This window comes from Arthrobacter sp. Y3225116, from assembly GCF_059091245.1.
Genome location: NZ_JBNHGL010000020.1, coordinates 1 through 15,240, shown reverse-complemented (window position 1 = coordinate 15,240; position 15,240 = coordinate 1). Strand labels below are relative to the sequence as shown.

Annotated in this window: 8 protein-coding genes and 2 tRNA genes; 5 read left to right on the top strand and 5 right to left on the bottom strand. The window is 69.2% G+C overall.

All coding sequences use genetic code 11. The features are described 5' to 3' along the window. Nucleotides 1-14 precede the first annotated feature (14 nt). The 3 genes from AC5RV2_RS04030 to AC5RV2_RS04020 all read right to left on the bottom strand — a co-directional run bounded on the left by AC5RV2_RS04030 (nt 15) and on the right by AC5RV2_RS04020 (nt 3,581). On the bottom strand, nt 15-221 hold the full coding sequence (locus AC5RV2_RS04030) for a YbdD/YjiX family protein (RefSeq protein WP_494091284.1): 207 nt from the start codon (nt 219-221) through the stop codon (nt 15-17). After that, nucleotides 221-2,518, bottom strand: coding sequence for a carbon starvation CstA family protein (locus AC5RV2_RS04025; protein WP_494091283.1), 2,298 nt, complete (start codon nt 2,516-2,518; stop codon nt 221-223). The genes AC5RV2_RS04030 and AC5RV2_RS04025 overlap by 1 nt, the downstream gene beginning before the upstream one ends. An 82-nt stretch (nt 2,519-2,600) precedes the next feature. Further along, the gene (locus tag AC5RV2_RS04020) at nt 2,601-3,581 is read right to left on the bottom strand and encodes an NAD(P)H-quinone oxidoreductase (RefSeq protein ID WP_494091282.1); all 981 of its coding nucleotides are present in this window, start codon (nt 3,579-3,581) and stop codon (nt 2,601-2,603) included. A gap of 89 nt (nt 3,582-3,670) precedes the next feature. On the opposite strand from AC5RV2_RS04020, the gene AC5RV2_RS04015 reads away from it, so the two are divergent. From AC5RV2_RS04015 to AC5RV2_RS04005, 3 genes are all read left to right on the top strand, one after another. Next, nucleotides 3,671-3,758: transfer RNA gene (locus tag AC5RV2_RS04015), tRNA-Ser, on the top strand. A gap of 208 nt (nt 3,759-3,966) precedes the next feature. Further along, entirely contained in the window at nt 3,967-4,467 is a 501-nt protein-coding gene (locus tag AC5RV2_RS04010; RefSeq protein ID WP_494091281.1) for a septum formation family protein, read from the top strand. A 292-nt stretch (nt 4,468-4,759) separates the two neighbouring features. Further along, nucleotides 4,760-9,157, top strand: coding sequence for an ExeM/NucH family extracellular endonuclease (locus tag AC5RV2_RS04005; RefSeq protein WP_494091280.1), 4,398 nt, complete (start codon nt 4,760-4,762; stop codon nt 9,155-9,157). Nucleotides 9,158-9,230: 73 nt separating this feature from the next. Here the strand turns inward: AC5RV2_RS04005 and AC5RV2_RS04000 are convergent, their stop codons facing one another. After that, nucleotides 9,231-11,234, bottom strand: coding sequence for an FAD/NAD(P)-binding protein (locus AC5RV2_RS04000; protein WP_494091279.1), 2,004 nt, complete (start codon nt 11,232-11,234; stop codon nt 9,231-9,233). Nucleotides 11,235-11,293: 59 nt separating this feature from the next. Between AC5RV2_RS04000 and AC5RV2_RS03995 the strand changes: the two genes are divergently transcribed. Together AC5RV2_RS03995 and AC5RV2_RS03990 are read left to right on the top strand one after the other, a co-directional pair. Then, nucleotides 11,294-13,360, top strand: a complete 2,067-nt coding sequence (locus AC5RV2_RS03995; protein ID WP_494091278.1) for a prolyl oligopeptidase family serine peptidase — start codon at nt 11,294-11,296, stop codon at nt 13,358-13,360. 65 nt (nt 13,361-13,425) lie between these two features. Continuing rightward, nucleotides 13,426-13,514, top strand: a tRNA-Ser gene (locus AC5RV2_RS03990). 38 nt (nt 13,515-13,552) lie between these two features. On the opposite strand, the gene AC5RV2_RS03985 is transcribed toward AC5RV2_RS03990, so the two are convergent. Further along, a complete protein-coding gene (locus AC5RV2_RS03985) occupies nt 13,553-15,001 on the bottom strand; it encodes an FAD-dependent monooxygenase (protein ID WP_494091297.1) in 1,449 nt (482 codons plus the stop codon). Between the last annotated feature and the right edge of the window lie 239 nt (nt 15,002-15,240).

Genomic DNA, 15,240 nt, shown 5'->3' with positions numbered 1-15,240 from the left:
CAGAGCATATCCGGTCAGCAGCAGCGTCCCTGCGGGTTGTTCTCCTGCCGGTCCGTCTTGTCCCGCCAGAACTCGCGCTCGCTCATCGGCTCCGTGCCGGGATGTGCCCGCCGGTGGTGCCGAAGATAGTCCTGATAGGCGTGCTCGCCCATCACCCCTTGGAAGAACCAGGCGAACCTCTGCCAGCCGCTCCTGGCCATGGGCCAGATGACGCCGGACATCAGTGCCCCGCCTTGGTGCGCCCGGTATCGGCGGGCAGCTCGTTCCATTGTTTCTCCAGTTCCTTCTCCGGCCGGGTAGCCACGAGGCCGGACGGCGCGTAGATGGCGGAGACCACCGCGGGGTCCTCGTGCGAGGGTTCCCCGCCCAGCCGCCAAGACTTATAGGTGGCGATGAGTGCGGTGGCGATGACAATGATGGTCAGCACCACGAACACGATGGACAGCGTGCCCTGCACCCCGGTGTTGCGGACCACCGCCTCCATTTCCGCCACCGAGGCGGCGTTCCCAAGGCTCGTCTCGCCGGCCGCCAGTGCCTCGCGGTGGGCGATGTGATTGGCCCAATAGCCCACCTTCACATCGGGGCTGAAGATCTTCAGGATCGAGGCCCAAATGGTGATGACGGCGGCGAAGGCCAGCGGCAGCCCGATGATCCACAGGTATTTAAACGCCCCGCGCTTGGCCGCGATGGCGAGGCAGACCGCGAGCGCGATGGCCGCCAGCAGCTGGTTGGCGATGCCGAAGAGCGGGAAGAACGTGTTGATGCCGCCCAGTGGATCCGTGACGCCCAGGATGAGAATGTAGCCCCAGCCCGCCACCATGATGGCCGTGCAGATCCAGACGCCGGGACGCCAGGACATGTTCTTGAATTTCGGCAGGACGTTGCCGACGGTGTCCTGCAGCATGAAGCGGGCCACGCGGGTGCCGGCGTCGACCGCGGTGAGGATGAACAGCGCCTCGAACATGATGGCGAAGTGGTACCAAAAGCCCATCATCCCGATGCCGCCGATCAGCCCCTGCATGATGTGAGCCAGGCCGACGGCGAGGGTGGGCGCGCCGCCGGTGCGCGAAACCACCGATTCCTCGCCGACATTGCTAGCCAGGTCGGTTAGCATGTCCGGTGTCAGGTTGACGCCGGCCAGGCCCAGGCCGTTGACGAAGGCCACTGCGCCTTCGACCGTGCCGCCGGTGGCCGCCGCGGAAGCGTTCATCGCGAAGTAGATACCGCGGTCGATCGAGATGGCCGCGACCAGCGCCATGATAGCCACGAAGGACTCCATCAGCATTCCGCCGTAGCCGATGAAGCGGGTTTGCCTCTCCTTCTGCACCATCTTGGGCGTGGTTCCCGAGGAGATCAGCGCGTGAAATCCCGAGAGTGCGCCGCAGGCAATGGTGACGAAGAGGAAGGGAAACAGCGAACCGGCCACCACGGGGGCGTCGTCGCGGCCGGCGAACTCGCTGAACGCCGGCACGTTGATCTCCGGGCGCACCAGCACGATGGCCAGCGCCAGCATCAGGATGGTGCCGATCTTCATGAACGTGGAGAGGTAGTCCCGCGGGGCCAGCAGCAGCCACACCGGCAGTACCGCCGCGATGAAGCCGTAGATGATGATGCCCCAGGCGATGGTGGTCCTGTCCAGCGTGAAGACCGCTGCGCCCCACTCGGTGTCCGCGATCATCCCGCCGCCGATGATGGCGGCGATCAGCAGCACGAAGCCGATGAGGGAGACCTCGCTGACTTTGCCCGGCCGGAGGAAACGCAGGTAGATGCCCATGAAGATGGCGATGGGGATGGTCATCGCCACCGAGAAGACGCCCCATGGCGATTCGCCCAGGGCGTTTACCACTACCAGGGCCAGGATCGCCACGATGATGATCATGATGGTCAGCGTGGCGATCAGGGCAGCCGTGCCGCCGATGACGCCGAGTTCCTCGCGGGCCATCTGGCCCAGCGAACGGCCGCCGCGGCGCATGGAGAAGAACAGCACCAGGTAGTCCTGGACCGCCCCGGCCAGGACCACGCCGACGATGATCCACAGGGTACCCGGCAGGTAGCCCATCTGCGCCGCGAGGATGGGACCGACCAGCGGACCGGCGCCTGCGATGGCGGCGAAGTGGTGGCCGTAGAGCACGCGGCGGTCGGTTGCGACGAAGTCCTTGCCGTCCGCGTTGTACTCAGCCGGCGTCGCCCTCAGGTCGTTGGGGCGGGTGAGCTTGTTCTCGATGAACTTGGAGTAGAACCGGTAGGCGATGAAATACGTGCAGACGGCCGCGAAGACGAACCAGATGGCGTTAATCGTTTCGCCCCGCGAAAACGCGAGGATGCTCCAACTCACGGCGCCCAGCAGGGCGATGGCCACCCAGATCACGATCTTGGTTGGGGTCCACCTGTGGGCATCGGCCTCCGCGGCCGGATCCAGCGCTACCGGCGGGAGGCTGGGATCCTGCACCAGCACGTCGGATGTGGCACCGCTCTCCCCGGGTTGCCCGGGCCTGGGCCCGCTGAATTTCTCGCTCATGATGCTCCCCTCATGGAACGCCGTCCGCTTTTACGCAGCACCGTAGCAGCGACGCCGCTTGGAGGGAACGGGAAGGCCGATTTCAGGAGGTAGTGAGCAGGATCTTGCCGGTGTGTTCGCCGGAATCGAAGTACTCGTGGGCCGCCGCCGCGTCCGACAGGGCGAACGTGCGGTGCATCTGGGGCTTGACGTCGCCGGAGACGACCAGCGGCCAGACATGCTCGGCTACCGCCCGCATGATGGCGGCTTTCTCCTCTGCGGGCCTGGCCCGGAGGGTCGTGCCGATGACTGCCCCGCGTTTGGCCATCAACTGGCCGAGGTTCAGTTCGGCCTTGGCCCCGCCCTGCAGCCCGATCACCACCAGCCGTCCGGAGGTGGCGAGCGCGTCCACGTTGCGCTGCAGGTATTTGGCGCCCACCACGTCCAGGATGACGTCGGCGCCCCGGCCTCCGGTGGCGTCCTTGATCCGCTCGACGAAGTCTTCCTCGCGGTAGTTGATCAGCACCTCGGCGCCCAGCCCACGCGCGACGTCGAGCTTTTCCCGGCTGCCGGCCGTCACCGCAGGGATCGCACCGAACGCGGCAACCAGCTGGACGGCCATCGTGCCGATGCCGCCGGCACCGCCGTGGATCAGCACCGTTTCCCCGGCCTGCACACCCGCGGCCATGAAGAGATTGGAAAAGACGGTGGCCGCCACCTCCGGCAGGGCCGCGGCCGTCACCACATCGATTCCCCGCGGGACCGGAAGCACCTGGCCCGCCGGAACCGCCACCTGCTCGGCGTAGCCGCCGCCGGCCAGGAGGGCGCACACTTCGTCGCCCACCCGAAGCCCGCCGACGCCCGGGCCGACCGCGGCTACCCGGCCCGATACTTCCAGGCCGGGGATCTCGGATGCGCCGGGCGGCGGCGGGTAGACGCCCAGGCGCTGCTGGACGTCGGCGCGGTTGACGCCCGCGGCGGCGACGTCGATCACCACCTCGCCCTCGGCCGGTTGCGGGGCTTCGGTGTCCCGCATGCTCAGGACCTCGGGTCCGCCTGCTCCGTCGTAGAAAACCGCCTTCATACCAGCCTTTCGCCTTGTCCTGGGCATCAAAACCCCGGTGCCTGCGCGCTTTGCCCGGGTAGTCCCCTCCGTGTCAGACTACAAGGTGAGGAAGGTTGTCCGAGCGGCCGAAGGAGCTGGTCTTGAAAACCAGTAGGCGGTAACCCCGTCTCATGGGTTCAAATCCCATACCTTCCGCTTCGCAGCAGGTGTCCGGGCCGTTCGGCCCGGGCACCTGCTGCATTTGTGCTCCCAGACCATGCCGCGGTTCCGGGCCCGCCGCGCCGGATGGGCCGGACGCCGGCCATCCGAACGCCGGCCATCCGGCGTCAAGTATTCTGGCCCGGTGCTCCCCCGGTATACCCTCGGCTAGGAGTCGTTCGCACCAAAGCTTGAGGAGTCCCCCGTGCCCTGCCTGCCAGCACCTGTCCGCCGCCCGCTCAAGGCGGCCGCCGCCGTCGTTCTTCTGGCGATGCTCAGCGGATGCGGGGGTGAAACGGAGGAACCGCCGCGGGATGAATCCGGTGCCGTGACGGAGGCCGCCTCTGCCGGCGCCTACGCGATCAAGGTGGGCGACTGCCTGAACAATCCAGACACCGACCGCCTGACCGAGGTGGAGTTCGTGCCGTGCGACCAGGCCCACGAGCTGGAGGCGTTCGCCGCCAGCAACCTGCCCGAGGGCGACTTTCCCGGCGACGAGGAAGTGGCGGCCAAGGCCGAGGAGTTCTGCGTGGCCGAGTTCGAGGCCTTCGCCGGCATCCCCTACGACGATTCGGCCCTGGAGCTGACCTACCTGAACCCGACCGAGGCCAGCTGGACCGGCGAGGAAGACCGGGAGCTGCTGTGCCTGCTCGGCGAGGAAGGCTCGAAGCCCGTCACCGGCACGCTCAAGGACGCCCGGCGGTAGCTTCCGGCCGTCGCCCGGAGCTGGCTTCCCGGTGATAGCTCCGGCTGGCTTCCCGAAGCTGGCTTCCAGAACGTCGCCCCGGCCCTCCTGTCAAGAGCGGGAGCCGTTCTCCGGCCAGATTTAAACGTTCTTTCACAGAAGTCTTCCCCTGCTTCTGGCCCTCGGGTAACCTCCCGTTCATCCGTGCCCGCTGGACTGGGGGCGGTGCGCCCTGTGCACCGTGCAACCAGCTGTGCCGCAGCCCTTTCCTGCGGTGCGAGGAGCATTACTTCCACCTGAGAGATAGGGCCACATGGCTACTTCATCACCGAGGACCGCGCTGGCTGCGGTCCTGACGGCAGGCTTGGTGGCGGCGCCTTTCGCCGCGTTGCCTGCGCACGCGGCCGATCCGGTCGAGCTGAATCTGCTGAGCATCAACGATTTCCACGGGCGGATCGACGCGAACACGGTCAAGTTTGCCGGCACGGTGGAGCAGCTCCGCGCGCAGAACCCCGAGGGGACGCTGTTCACCTCCGCCGGCGACAACATCGGCGCCTCCGTCTTCGCGTCCTCCACGCAGCAGGACCGGCCGACCATCGATGTGCTCAACGCCCTGGAATTGGCGACGACGGCGGTGGGCAACCACGAGTTCGACGGCGGCTTCGCCGACCTGGCCGACCGTGTGGCGGCCGCGTCCGACTACCCGCAGCTGGGCGCCAACGTGTACCGGGCCGGCACCACGGAGCCGGCCCTGCCCGAGTATGAGCTGGCCACGGTCAACGGCGTGAGCGTCGGCGTGATCGGAGTGGTCACCGAGGAAACCTCCTCGCTGGTGTCCCCGGGCGGAATCGCGGAGCTGGAGTTCGGCGACCCGGTGGACGCCGTCAACCGGGTGGCGGCCGGGCTGACCGACGGCGAAGGCGACGAAGCCGACGTCATCATCGCGTCCTTCCACGAGGGAGCGAACACCAACACCGATCTGGGCGGCGCGGCAGGCGCCAGCGCCGTGTTCAACCGGATCGTCAACGAGACCAGCCCGGACGTTGACGTCATCTTCAATGGCCACACCCACCAGGCCTACAGCTTCGACGCCCCGGTCCCGGGCGCGGAGGGCAAGACCCGGCCCGTGGTGCAGGCCGGCTCCTACGGCGAGAACATCGGCCAGGTGCAGCTGAGCTATGACGCCGGGACAGACGAGGTCGTGGCGCACACCGGGGCCGTGGTGCCGCGCACCAAGACCGCGGACGGGGACCTGGTGGCCGACTATCCGCGGGTCGCCGAGGTGTCAGCGATCGTCCAGGCCGCACTCGAGCACGCCGCGGAGATCGGCGCCCAACCGGTCGGCTCAGTCACCGCCGACATCACCACCGCGTTCCTGCCCGACGGGCCGGATGCCGGCACGGAGCCGGACCGCGACGACCGCGCCTCCGAATCGACGCTGGGCAACCTGGTCGCCGACTCGCTGCTGGCATCGCTGTCTTCCGCCGAACGCGGCGGCGCGGAAATCGGCGTGGTGAACCCCGGCGGTCTGCGCAACGAGCTCTACTACGCGCCCGACGGCACGGTCACCTACGCCGAGGCCAACGCGGTGCTGCCCTTCCTGAACAACCTGTGGACCACCACGCTGACCGGCGCGCAGGTCGAGGCCATGCTGGAGCAGCAGTGGCAGCGCACCGCCGCCGGCGACGTGCCGAGCCGCGCCTATCTGCAGCTTGGCCTGAGCAAGAACGTCAACTACACCTACGACCCGGCCCTGCCCGAGGGCGAGCGCATCACCGGCGTCTGGGTCAACGGCGAACCGCTGGATCCGGAACGCGGCTACCGCGTGGGCACCTTCAGCTTCCTGGCCCAGGGCGGCGACAACTTCCACATCTTCAACGACGGGACCGACACCCGCGACTCGGGCCTGGTGGACCGCGACGCGTGGATCGCCTACCTCCGGGGCAACAGCCCGATCTCCCCGGACTTCGCCCGCCGCAGCGTGCAGCTCACCGGCGCCCCCGAATCCGTCAGTCCCGGCCAACAGGTCAGCGTGCAGGTCGCCAAGCTGGACCTGACGTCGCTGGGCGCCCCGGTGACCACCGAGGTGTCGCTGGCCTACGTCGACGCCGCGGGCACCAGCACCGCACTGGGCACCTTCCCGGTGGCCGACGGCGCTGCCTCCATAGAGTTCACCGCACCGACCGCGCTGGACGGCGGCTACTTCCAACTGACCGCGGACGCGTCCGGAACCACCTTCCGGCTGCCCGCCGCCCCCATCGCCGGAGACACCGGCGGCGACCATGTGGTCATCAACGAGGCGTACCTGTCCGGCGGCAGCGCCGGCGCGGCCTACCGGAACAAGTTCGTGGAGCTGTACAACCCCACGGATGGCGACATCAGCCTCGACGGCTGGTCGCTGCAGTACCGCTCGGCCACCGGCACCGGAAACCCGAGTGCCGTGGCAGAACTGTCCGGCAGCATCAAGGCCGGCGGACACTACCTCGTGCAGGCCAATTCGAACGGCAGCTCCGGCGAAGAGCTGCCGGAACCGGACCTCGTGACCGGCATGGCCCCGTCCGGCACGAGAGGAACCCTCGTGCTGTCGAACCAGGCCGGTGCGGTGGCGGACCTGGGCACCGGCTCGGTCGTCGACCGCGCCAACGTGGTGGACCTGTTGGGCTACGGCACCTCGAACACCTTTGAAACCGAGGCGGCCCGGGCGCCGGACAACAACCAGGACGTCCGGTCGCTGAACCGCGCCGACGGAACGGACACCGACAACAACTCCGCGGACTTCAGCCTCAGCGAAGACATCACCCCGCAGGGCACCGGCGGGGGTGACGGCGGCGGCGATCCCGATCCGCAGCCGCGGTCCGTGGCCATCGCCGAGATCCAAGGCACCGGCATGCAGTCCCCGCTGGCCGGCCAGACCGTGGCCACCCGGGGCGTGGTTACCGCTGCCTACGCCACGGGCGGCTTTGACGGCTACTACATCCAGACGGAGGGCACTGGCGGCGACACCGACGTGGCAGCCCGGACGGCGTCCGATGCCGTCTTCGTCTACTCCCCGGCTACCGTCGGCCAGGTGGAGGCCGGCGACTTCGTGGAGGTCACGGGCAAGGTCAGCGAGTTCCACGGGCTGACCGAGCTCACGGTGGCCGCCGACGGACTCAAGCTGCTCACCGAGGCGGCCGCGGCCCCGAAGGCGGCCGCCATCGGTTGGCCCGAGACCGACGACGAGCGCGAGAAGTTCGAGGGCATGCTGCTGGCTCCCCAGGGCGGCTTCACCGTCACCGACAACTACTCCCTGAACCAGTACGGTGAAATCGGCCTGGCCGCCGGGAACTCCCCGCTGGTGCAGCCGACCGCCGTCGGGACCTACGGTTCGGACGCGTTCTGGGCCGAAACCGAGAAGAACGCCGCCCTGGCCGTCACGCTGGACGACGGCTCAAGCGTCAACTATCTCGGCGCCGACGCGAACAAGGACATCCCGCTGCCCTACCTCTCCGCCGACGATCCGGTCCGGGTGGGGTCCCCCGCCGCGTTCACCACGGACGTGGTGCTGGACTACCGTTTCAACCTGTGGCGGTTCCAGCCGCTGGGCCACCTGACGGTGGAGAACGCCGGAACGGTCCAGCCGGCGTCGTTCCAGGACACCCGCACCGCCTCCCCCGAGGAGGTGCGCGGGGACGTGAAGGTCGCGTCGTTCAACGTGCTGAACTACTTCACCACCACGGGCGACCAAGTGCCGGACTGCAACGCGTACCTGGACCGCGACGGCACCCCGATCACGGCCCGCGGGTGCGACGCCCGCGGCGCCTGGGACGCGGCGAACCTGGAACGCCAGCAGGCCAAGATCGTTGCCGCGATCAACGCCTTGGACGCGGACATCGTCGCGCTGGAGGAGATCGAGAACTCCGCCCAGTTCGGCAAGGACCGCGACGCCGCCCTTGCCACGCTGACCAAGGCACTGAATGCGGATTTCGGCGACGCCCGCCACGACGGGAAGCATTCGGGCAAGGGGCCGCAGCACGGCGGCTGGGACTACGTCCGGTCCCCGGAGGAGCTGCCGGCGCTGGCGGATGAGGACTTCATCCGCACGGCCTTCATCTACAAGAAGGACGCGGTGAAGACGGTCAAGGAGTCGGTGATCCACAACGACACCGAGGCCTTCGCCAACGCCCGCAAGCCGTTGGCCCAGGCCTTCAAGGCCAAGAACGGCCCCTCGGATACCTTCATCGTGATCGCCAACCACTTCAAGTCCAAGGGTTCGGGGCCCAGCTCGGGCGAGAACGCCGACCACGGCCAGGGTGCCTGGAACGCAGCCCGCACCGCGCAGGCGCACTCCCTGGTGGAGTTCGCGGATCGGCTGCAGGAGCAGTTCCGGACCAACAAGGTGCTGCTGACCGGCGACTTCAACTCCTACGCGAAGGAGGACCCGATCAGGGTCCTGACCGACGCCGGGTACGTCGACCAGGGCGCCAAGACAGGCGAGCACAGCTACAGCTTCGGCGGCATGGTCGGCTCGCTGGACTACATCTTCGCCTCGCCCGCCGCGGACGCGAAGGTCACGGGCGCCGACATCTGGAACATCAACTCGGTGGAGTCGATCGCGCTGGAGTACAGCCGGTACAACTACAACGCCACCGACTTCTATGCGCCGCACCCCTACCGGGCCAGCGACCACGATCCGATCATCGTGGGCCTGGACATGGGCAAGGACAAGTAAGGCGGCAACGCCGGTAAAAAACCACCGCGTAGGCCCTCCCGCATCGGGAGGGCCTACGTCGTCCTTGGCCGGGTCAGTACCCCGGAACCCCGCTCGCGACGACGTCGGTGTCCGCCTGCTCCGAGCCGGCCAGGCTTCTGTTGTCGGCCGCCGCCAGGATGGCGCGCGCGATCCGGTCCGCATCCTGCAGCGTGCGTCCGCCGGTGTCGCCCGGTGCTCCGGCCTCGGCGGCGATCGAGGTGCCCCACTGCACCGAGGACAGCTGCAGTCCGATCACGTACAGGCTTCGGGCCGGATGGCCGTTTCGGTCCAGCGGACGGTAAGGGGGCAGCGTCACATCCAGGCCCGACCCAGTCACCGGCTGCCCGTTGGGGCCGACCATCAGCCTCGGCCGGACCAGGCCGTCCTCGAGCATCCGGCGCAGCAGCGGCGACCGGTTGTGGGCCACCCGGTTGGCCGGCATCATCGCCTCCACCAGGTACGCCCCGGTGTATTCGGCTCCGTCGACCCACGGCGACGTCACCCGGAACCGGCCGCTGTCCGGGTCCACCTCGTAGACCGGCTCCGGCCCGGCGAACCGGACGATGCCGGCCCGCACCAGGGCGGCCAGCTGCTCGATGCGCTGGGCCGGCGGTCCGCTGGCCAGCCCTTCGACCAGCGGTTCGAACCAGCCGCGCAGCTCGGCCAGCCAGGATTCCTCCGTGATGCCGCCGTCGGCCACAATCTTCTTCAGCAGCGAGCGCCCGGCGTTGAGTGCCCCGATGGCCATCTTGAGCGGGTCGTCGGTGCCGCGGGCGGAACCTTGGGCATCGTCATCCAGATAGTCCAGCACCGCCTGCTGGTAGTCCGCCTCGGCGGGGAACTTGCGCCCGCTAAACGGCTTGGCCAGTGCCTCCACGTCGAGCAGCCGGTGCCCGGCGACCCGTTCCGACAGGTAGGCCCCCGCCCGCACCAGCAGGGTGCGGCTGCCGGGCTCGGTCTTCTCCGCCAGCAGTTGCTCCAGCCCGGCCAGCAGCTCCTCCGGCGGCACGCTCAGGCACTCCGGTTCCACGCGCGCGAGCGTGGAGTAGTAGGCCCAGTAGACGTCGCGGTGCAGCATCGGCCACAGGTCGTGGTCGAAGCCGGGCTGCACGCCGGCTTCGGCGAACAGGCGGGCCGCGTGCGTGGTGAAATGCCGCAGCTCCACTCCGGCCGGGATGTAGCTGTCGATCCGGGCCTTCGCCCGGTACGGCGTGCCCCGGCGGGAGCCGGCCACCAGCCGCGGTTCCTTCCCCGAGGGGACGTAGCGCAGCGGCTCGGTGTCCGTCGCCGGGAGGAACCGTCCGCCGCGGCCCTCGGTAACCTGGACCATCAGGTCGAAAAAGTTCAGCCCCATGCCGCGCACCAGCACCGTGCGGCCGGGCGGGAGCCGGTCCCAGTCCACGTCGGCCGGCACATTGGGCGGCAGGTAGTTCAGGCCGTGCCGGGCCGCTGCATCCTGAAGCTGCTGCTGCTCCGGATTCAGCGCCGCGGGGACGTGCCCCAGGGCAAGCACCACGGCGTCCGCCGCCACGGTGGCACCGTCGGCCAGCTCAAGCTGCCATTCGCCGTCGTGCTCCGAGAGACCGGTGGCCTCCGCCGGATGCACGGTGAGGGAGACGTCCGCCCCGGTCCGGGCGGCCAGCTGCGCGAAGGTCCAAGTCAGGTAGCGCCCGTACAGTGCCCGGCTGGGAAAATCGGCCGGCCCCAGCGCAGCGGCTTCCTCGCGGTCGTCCTGCGGCACCTCGGCAAAGCTGCCGCCCGCCACGGCGGAGCGCCAGGCCTCGAAGGTCATGCCCGCCACTGGATCGGGGCCCACCTGCTCCGTCCCCGGGGCCGGAACCACCGTGGGGAACAGGCAGGGGGTGTTCATCAGGAACAACCGTGACTGGCCCGGCTGCCAGACATGCCCCGCGCCGGGCGGGTAGGGATCGATCAGGTGGATCCGCAGCCGCGCCCCGCCGTGGGCCCGGTGGTTGGACAGCAGCCGCTCCAGCACGGAGGTGCCCCGCGGGCCGGCGCCCACGATCGCCACACGGTAACTGCCCGGATTGTCCATCCGTCTAGCCTACGGGTTGGATACCTGCTCCCCCGTGGCGGCATGCCTAGGATGGGTCCATGGCCAAGGACACCGCGCATCTGCCCCAGGACGACTTCATCTGGCTCGAGGACATCTACGGCGACAAGCCCCTGGAGTGGGTGAAGGCGCAAAACCAGCGCACCGAGGCCAAGCTCGTGGACGACTCGTTCACGGCGCTGGAGGCCGGCATTCTGGAGGTCCTGGACGCGGAGGACCGGATCCCGGCCGTCATCAAGCGCGGCCCGCACTACTACAACTTCTGGCGGGACAAGGCCAACCCCCGCGGCCTGCTGCGCCGCACCAGCTGGGAGAGCTACCTGACCGATTCCCCGGACTGGGAGGTGCTGCTGGACGTTGACGCGCTGGCCGCCGCCGAGGGCGTCGACTGGGTCTATGCCGGCTCGTCCTTCCTGCGCCCGGCGGACGGCACCAGCTACCGGCGTGCCATGCTGCGGCTCTCCCCCGACGGCGGCGACGCGGTGCGGCTGCGCGAGTTCGACGTCGAGGACCGCGCCTTCGTGCCCGGCGGCTTCGACATCCCGGTGGCCAAGAGCTATGTCTCCTGGCTGGACGAGGACCGCCTCCTGCTGGGCACCGACTTCGGCCCCGGTTCGCTGACCACCTCTTCCTATCCGCGGACCAGCCGCATCCTGCGCCGCGGCCAGGCTTTGGAGGCGGCCACGGAGTACTTCGATGTCCCCGGGGACCACATGCTGGCCCAAGTGGGCCACGACTCCACCCCCGGCTTCGAACGGGACGTGGCGGTGGACGTCATCGATTTCTTCAACTACCGCACCTACCTGCGGCGCGACGGCGGGTGGCTGCCCATCGAGGTTCCCACCGACGTGAACGTGGATCTCCACCGCCAGTGGCTGCTGCTGCGGCCGCGGGGCGACTGGGAGCTGGACGGCACCGTCCACCCGGCCGGCTCCCTGCTCGCCGCCGACCTGGAGGCTTTCCTCGCCGGCGACCGTTCCCTGCAGGTCCTCTTCGCCCCCGACGCCGCAACCTCATTGCAGTCCTGGAGCTGGACCCGGAACTACCTGCTGCTCAACCTGCTGCAGGACGTCTCGTCCCGGATCCTGGTGCTGGATCCCGCCGCGCAGTGGGCCGCCTCAGAACTCCGGGACTGCCCGCCGCTGCACGCCGTGGATGCGTCCGGGGTGGACGACGACGAATCCGACGACTACTGGCTGGTGGCCACCGGCTACCTCACGCCGTCGACCCTCTCGCGCGGCACCATCGGCGGGCCGGCGCTGGAAGTCAAGGCATCGCCGTCGTACTTTGACGCCTCCGCCTACGAGGTCCAGCAGCACTTCGCCACCTCCAAGGACGGCACGCAGGTGCCCTACTTCCAGGTCGGTTCCAAGGATCTTGCGTACGACGGCGGCAACCCGGTGTTGCTCTCGGGTTACGGCGGGTTCGAAGTCGCTCGGACGCCCGGCTACAGCGGCACGGTGGGACGGGCCTGGCTGGAACAGCGCAGCGAGGAGGGCCGCGGCGGCGTGTACGTGGTGGCCAACATCCGCGGCGGCGGCGAGTACGGCCCGGGCTGGCACCGGGCGGCGCTCCAAGCCAACCGGCACCGCGCCTACGAGGACTTCGCCGCGGTGGCGCAGGACCTGATGGACCGCGGGGTCACCCGCCGGGAGCGGCTGGGCTGCGCCGGCGGATCGAACGGCGGCCTGCTGGTCGGAAACATGCTGACCGGCTACCCGCACCTTTTCGGCGCGGTGTCGTGCGGGGTGCCGCTGCTGGACATGGCCCGCTACACCAAGCTCTCCGCCGGTTACTCCTGGATTGCGGAGTACGGAGACCCCGAGGACCCGGCGCAGTGGGAGTTCATCCGCACGTTCTCGCCCTACCACCTGCTCCAGCCGGGCACCGAATACCCCGACACACTCATCTGGACCGCCACCTCGGACGACCGGGTGGGTCCGGTGCAGGCCCGGAAGATGGCCGCGCGGATGCAGGAGCTCGGGGTCGGGAACGTCTGGTTCCACGAAGCCCTCGAGGGCGGCCACGCCGGCGCCAGCGACAACAAGCAGACGGCCCGGTTGCAGGCACTCTCGCACGCGTTCCTGTGGCGCGCGCTGACCGGCTGAGCCCTTCGCGGTTTTGCTCTTGGCCCGGGATTCTGGGTAGTCTTGTGAGGCTAGCAATAGCGTATGGAGACGTGCCAGAGCGGCCGAATGGACTTCACTGCTAATGAAGGGTCGGGGTTAAACTCGACCGGGGGTTCAAATCCCCCCGTCTCCGCGTCAACTCCCCCGGGAAACCGGGGGAGTTTTTGCGTCTCAAGGACCGAACCAGCGGGCCAGCGCGTCCTCCAGCCCCCGACCGGTCCCGTCCCCCGTCCACGCAACATGCCCGTCGGGCCGGATCAACACCGCGGCCGGAGCGCTGACCGAACCAATCACGGGAAGCTCCCACCCGCCGTCGTATCCGGCGTCCACCATTTGCACCCGGTCCGCCCACTGCCCCAACCCGATGCTGCCCGGCGCGCCGAGGTTCAGCAGCACCGCGCGGGCTCCATGCAGGAGGGTGAACACCCGCTGCGGGCCGTTGGCGGTGGCCACGTCGAGATCGGGCATGCGCCGCCCGAGCAACGGGTGCCCCTCGCCGAGGTCGTAGCGGACGTCCAGTCCGGAGATGAGCGCAGCCAGCCGCTTCCGGGCCTCATCGATCGTGAGCAGTCCGGCCACCGTGTCGGCCAAGGCGCCGACGCGCGGGTCGGCCCGCTGCATCAGCGACTGCGCCATCGTGTGCTTGAGCGCGCGGGCATCGGCGGGGTGCCGTTCGGCGTGGTAGGTGTCCAGCAGGCTGTCCGGGGCAGCGCCCTTGGCCACCAAGGCGAGCTTCCAGCCGAGGTTCACGGCGTCCTGGATGCCGAGCCCGATCCCCTGCCCGCCCGAAGGAGCATGGACGTGCGCGGCGTCCCCGGCCAGCAGCACGCGTCCGCTGCGGTAGGCCGCGGCCTGCCGCGTGGCGTCGGTGAAGCGCGAGATCCAGGTCGGATGGTGGATCCCGAAGTCGGTGCCGTAGACCTCGGACAGTGCCTTGCCGAGGTCCGCCAGGGTGGGCTCGGTCGCCGGCCCCAGTTGCTTCTCGGTCACGACCACCCGCACCGTTCGCCCGTCCTCCATCAGGTGCAGCCCGTGGACCCCCACTTCGTCGATACGCATGCCCGACGGCGTCTCCTCGGTCGCCTCCACCTCGGCGATCAGGCTGCTTTTCGTCGCATCCCAGCCGGGGAACCCGATGCCGGCCGCCTTGCGGACAGCGCTGCGTCCGCCGTCGGCGCCGACCAGGTACCGCGCGCGCATCGGCCCGCCGTCGGCGAGATGCACGTCCACACCGGCGGCGTCCTGGACCAGGCCGGTTACCTCGAACCCCCGATGGACCGGCACGCCCAGTTCCTCGATCCAGCCGGCCAGGATCCGCTCGATATGGTTCTGCCACAGGCCGAGCGTGTAGGGGTGGCGGGTGGGAAAGTCGCTGACGTCCAGCGCCGTGTTCCCGAAGAACGCCGCCTGGACGGGCTGGCCCTCGGCCAGGAACCGGTCGGCGATCCCGCGCTGATCCAAGATCTCGATCGTGCGCGAGTGGAAGCCGCCCGCGCGCGAGCCCACCAGCTCCGGCGTCGGGCGTCGCTCCACTATCGCCGCCTCCACTCCCGCCAGCGCCAGCTCACCGGCCAGCATCATCCCCGTCGGACCGCCCCCGGCAACGATGACCTCGACCATCACGACCCCGCCTCTCCGAGCCTTATCGTGCGCCGCTTACGGGCACGTCGGGGCCAGTTTGGGGCATCAGGGGGGCCTTGCAGCAAGCCCCCGGGTGCGCGCTACATTGGAAGTGGCGGGAGGCCTACGGTCCCGGCAGGCGCGCGGGGCCGGTCTCGGCAGTCATTTCGACGCACGAACTTTGTCCCGGCCGGCCCCGCCGCCCAGGGAACGTCCCCCGGGCCCGCCCTGCCGCCCGC

Excerpts from the sequence above, each read along its gene's own strand:
- AC5RV2_RS03985 (WP_494091297.1), bottom strand. The coding sequence starts at position 15,001 with ATGGTCGAGGTCATCGTTGCCGGGGGCGGTCCGACGGGGATGATGCTG.
- AC5RV2_RS03995 (WP_494091278.1), top strand. The coding sequence starts at position 11,294 with ATGGCCAAGGACACCGCGCATCTGCCCCAGGACGACTTCATCTGGCTC.
- AC5RV2_RS04000 (WP_494091279.1), bottom strand. The coding sequence starts at position 11,234 with ATGGACAATCCGGGCAGTTACCGTGTGGCGATCGTGGGCGCCGGCCCG.
- AC5RV2_RS04020 (WP_494091282.1), bottom strand. The coding sequence starts at position 3,581 with ATGAAGGCGGTTTTCTACGACGGAGCAGGCGGACCCGAGGTCCTGAGC.
- AC5RV2_RS04025 (WP_494091283.1), bottom strand. The coding sequence starts at position 2,518 with ATGAGCGAGAAATTCAGCGGGCCCAGGCCCGGGCAACCCGGGGAGAGC.
- AC5RV2_RS04030 (WP_494091284.1), bottom strand. The coding sequence starts at position 221 with ATGTCCGGCGTCATCTGGCCCATGGCCAGGAGCGGCTGGCAGAGGTTC.
- AC5RV2_RS04005 (WP_494091280.1), top strand. The coding sequence starts at position 4,760 with ATGGCTACTTCATCACCGAGGACCGCGCTGGCTGCGGTCCTGACGGCA.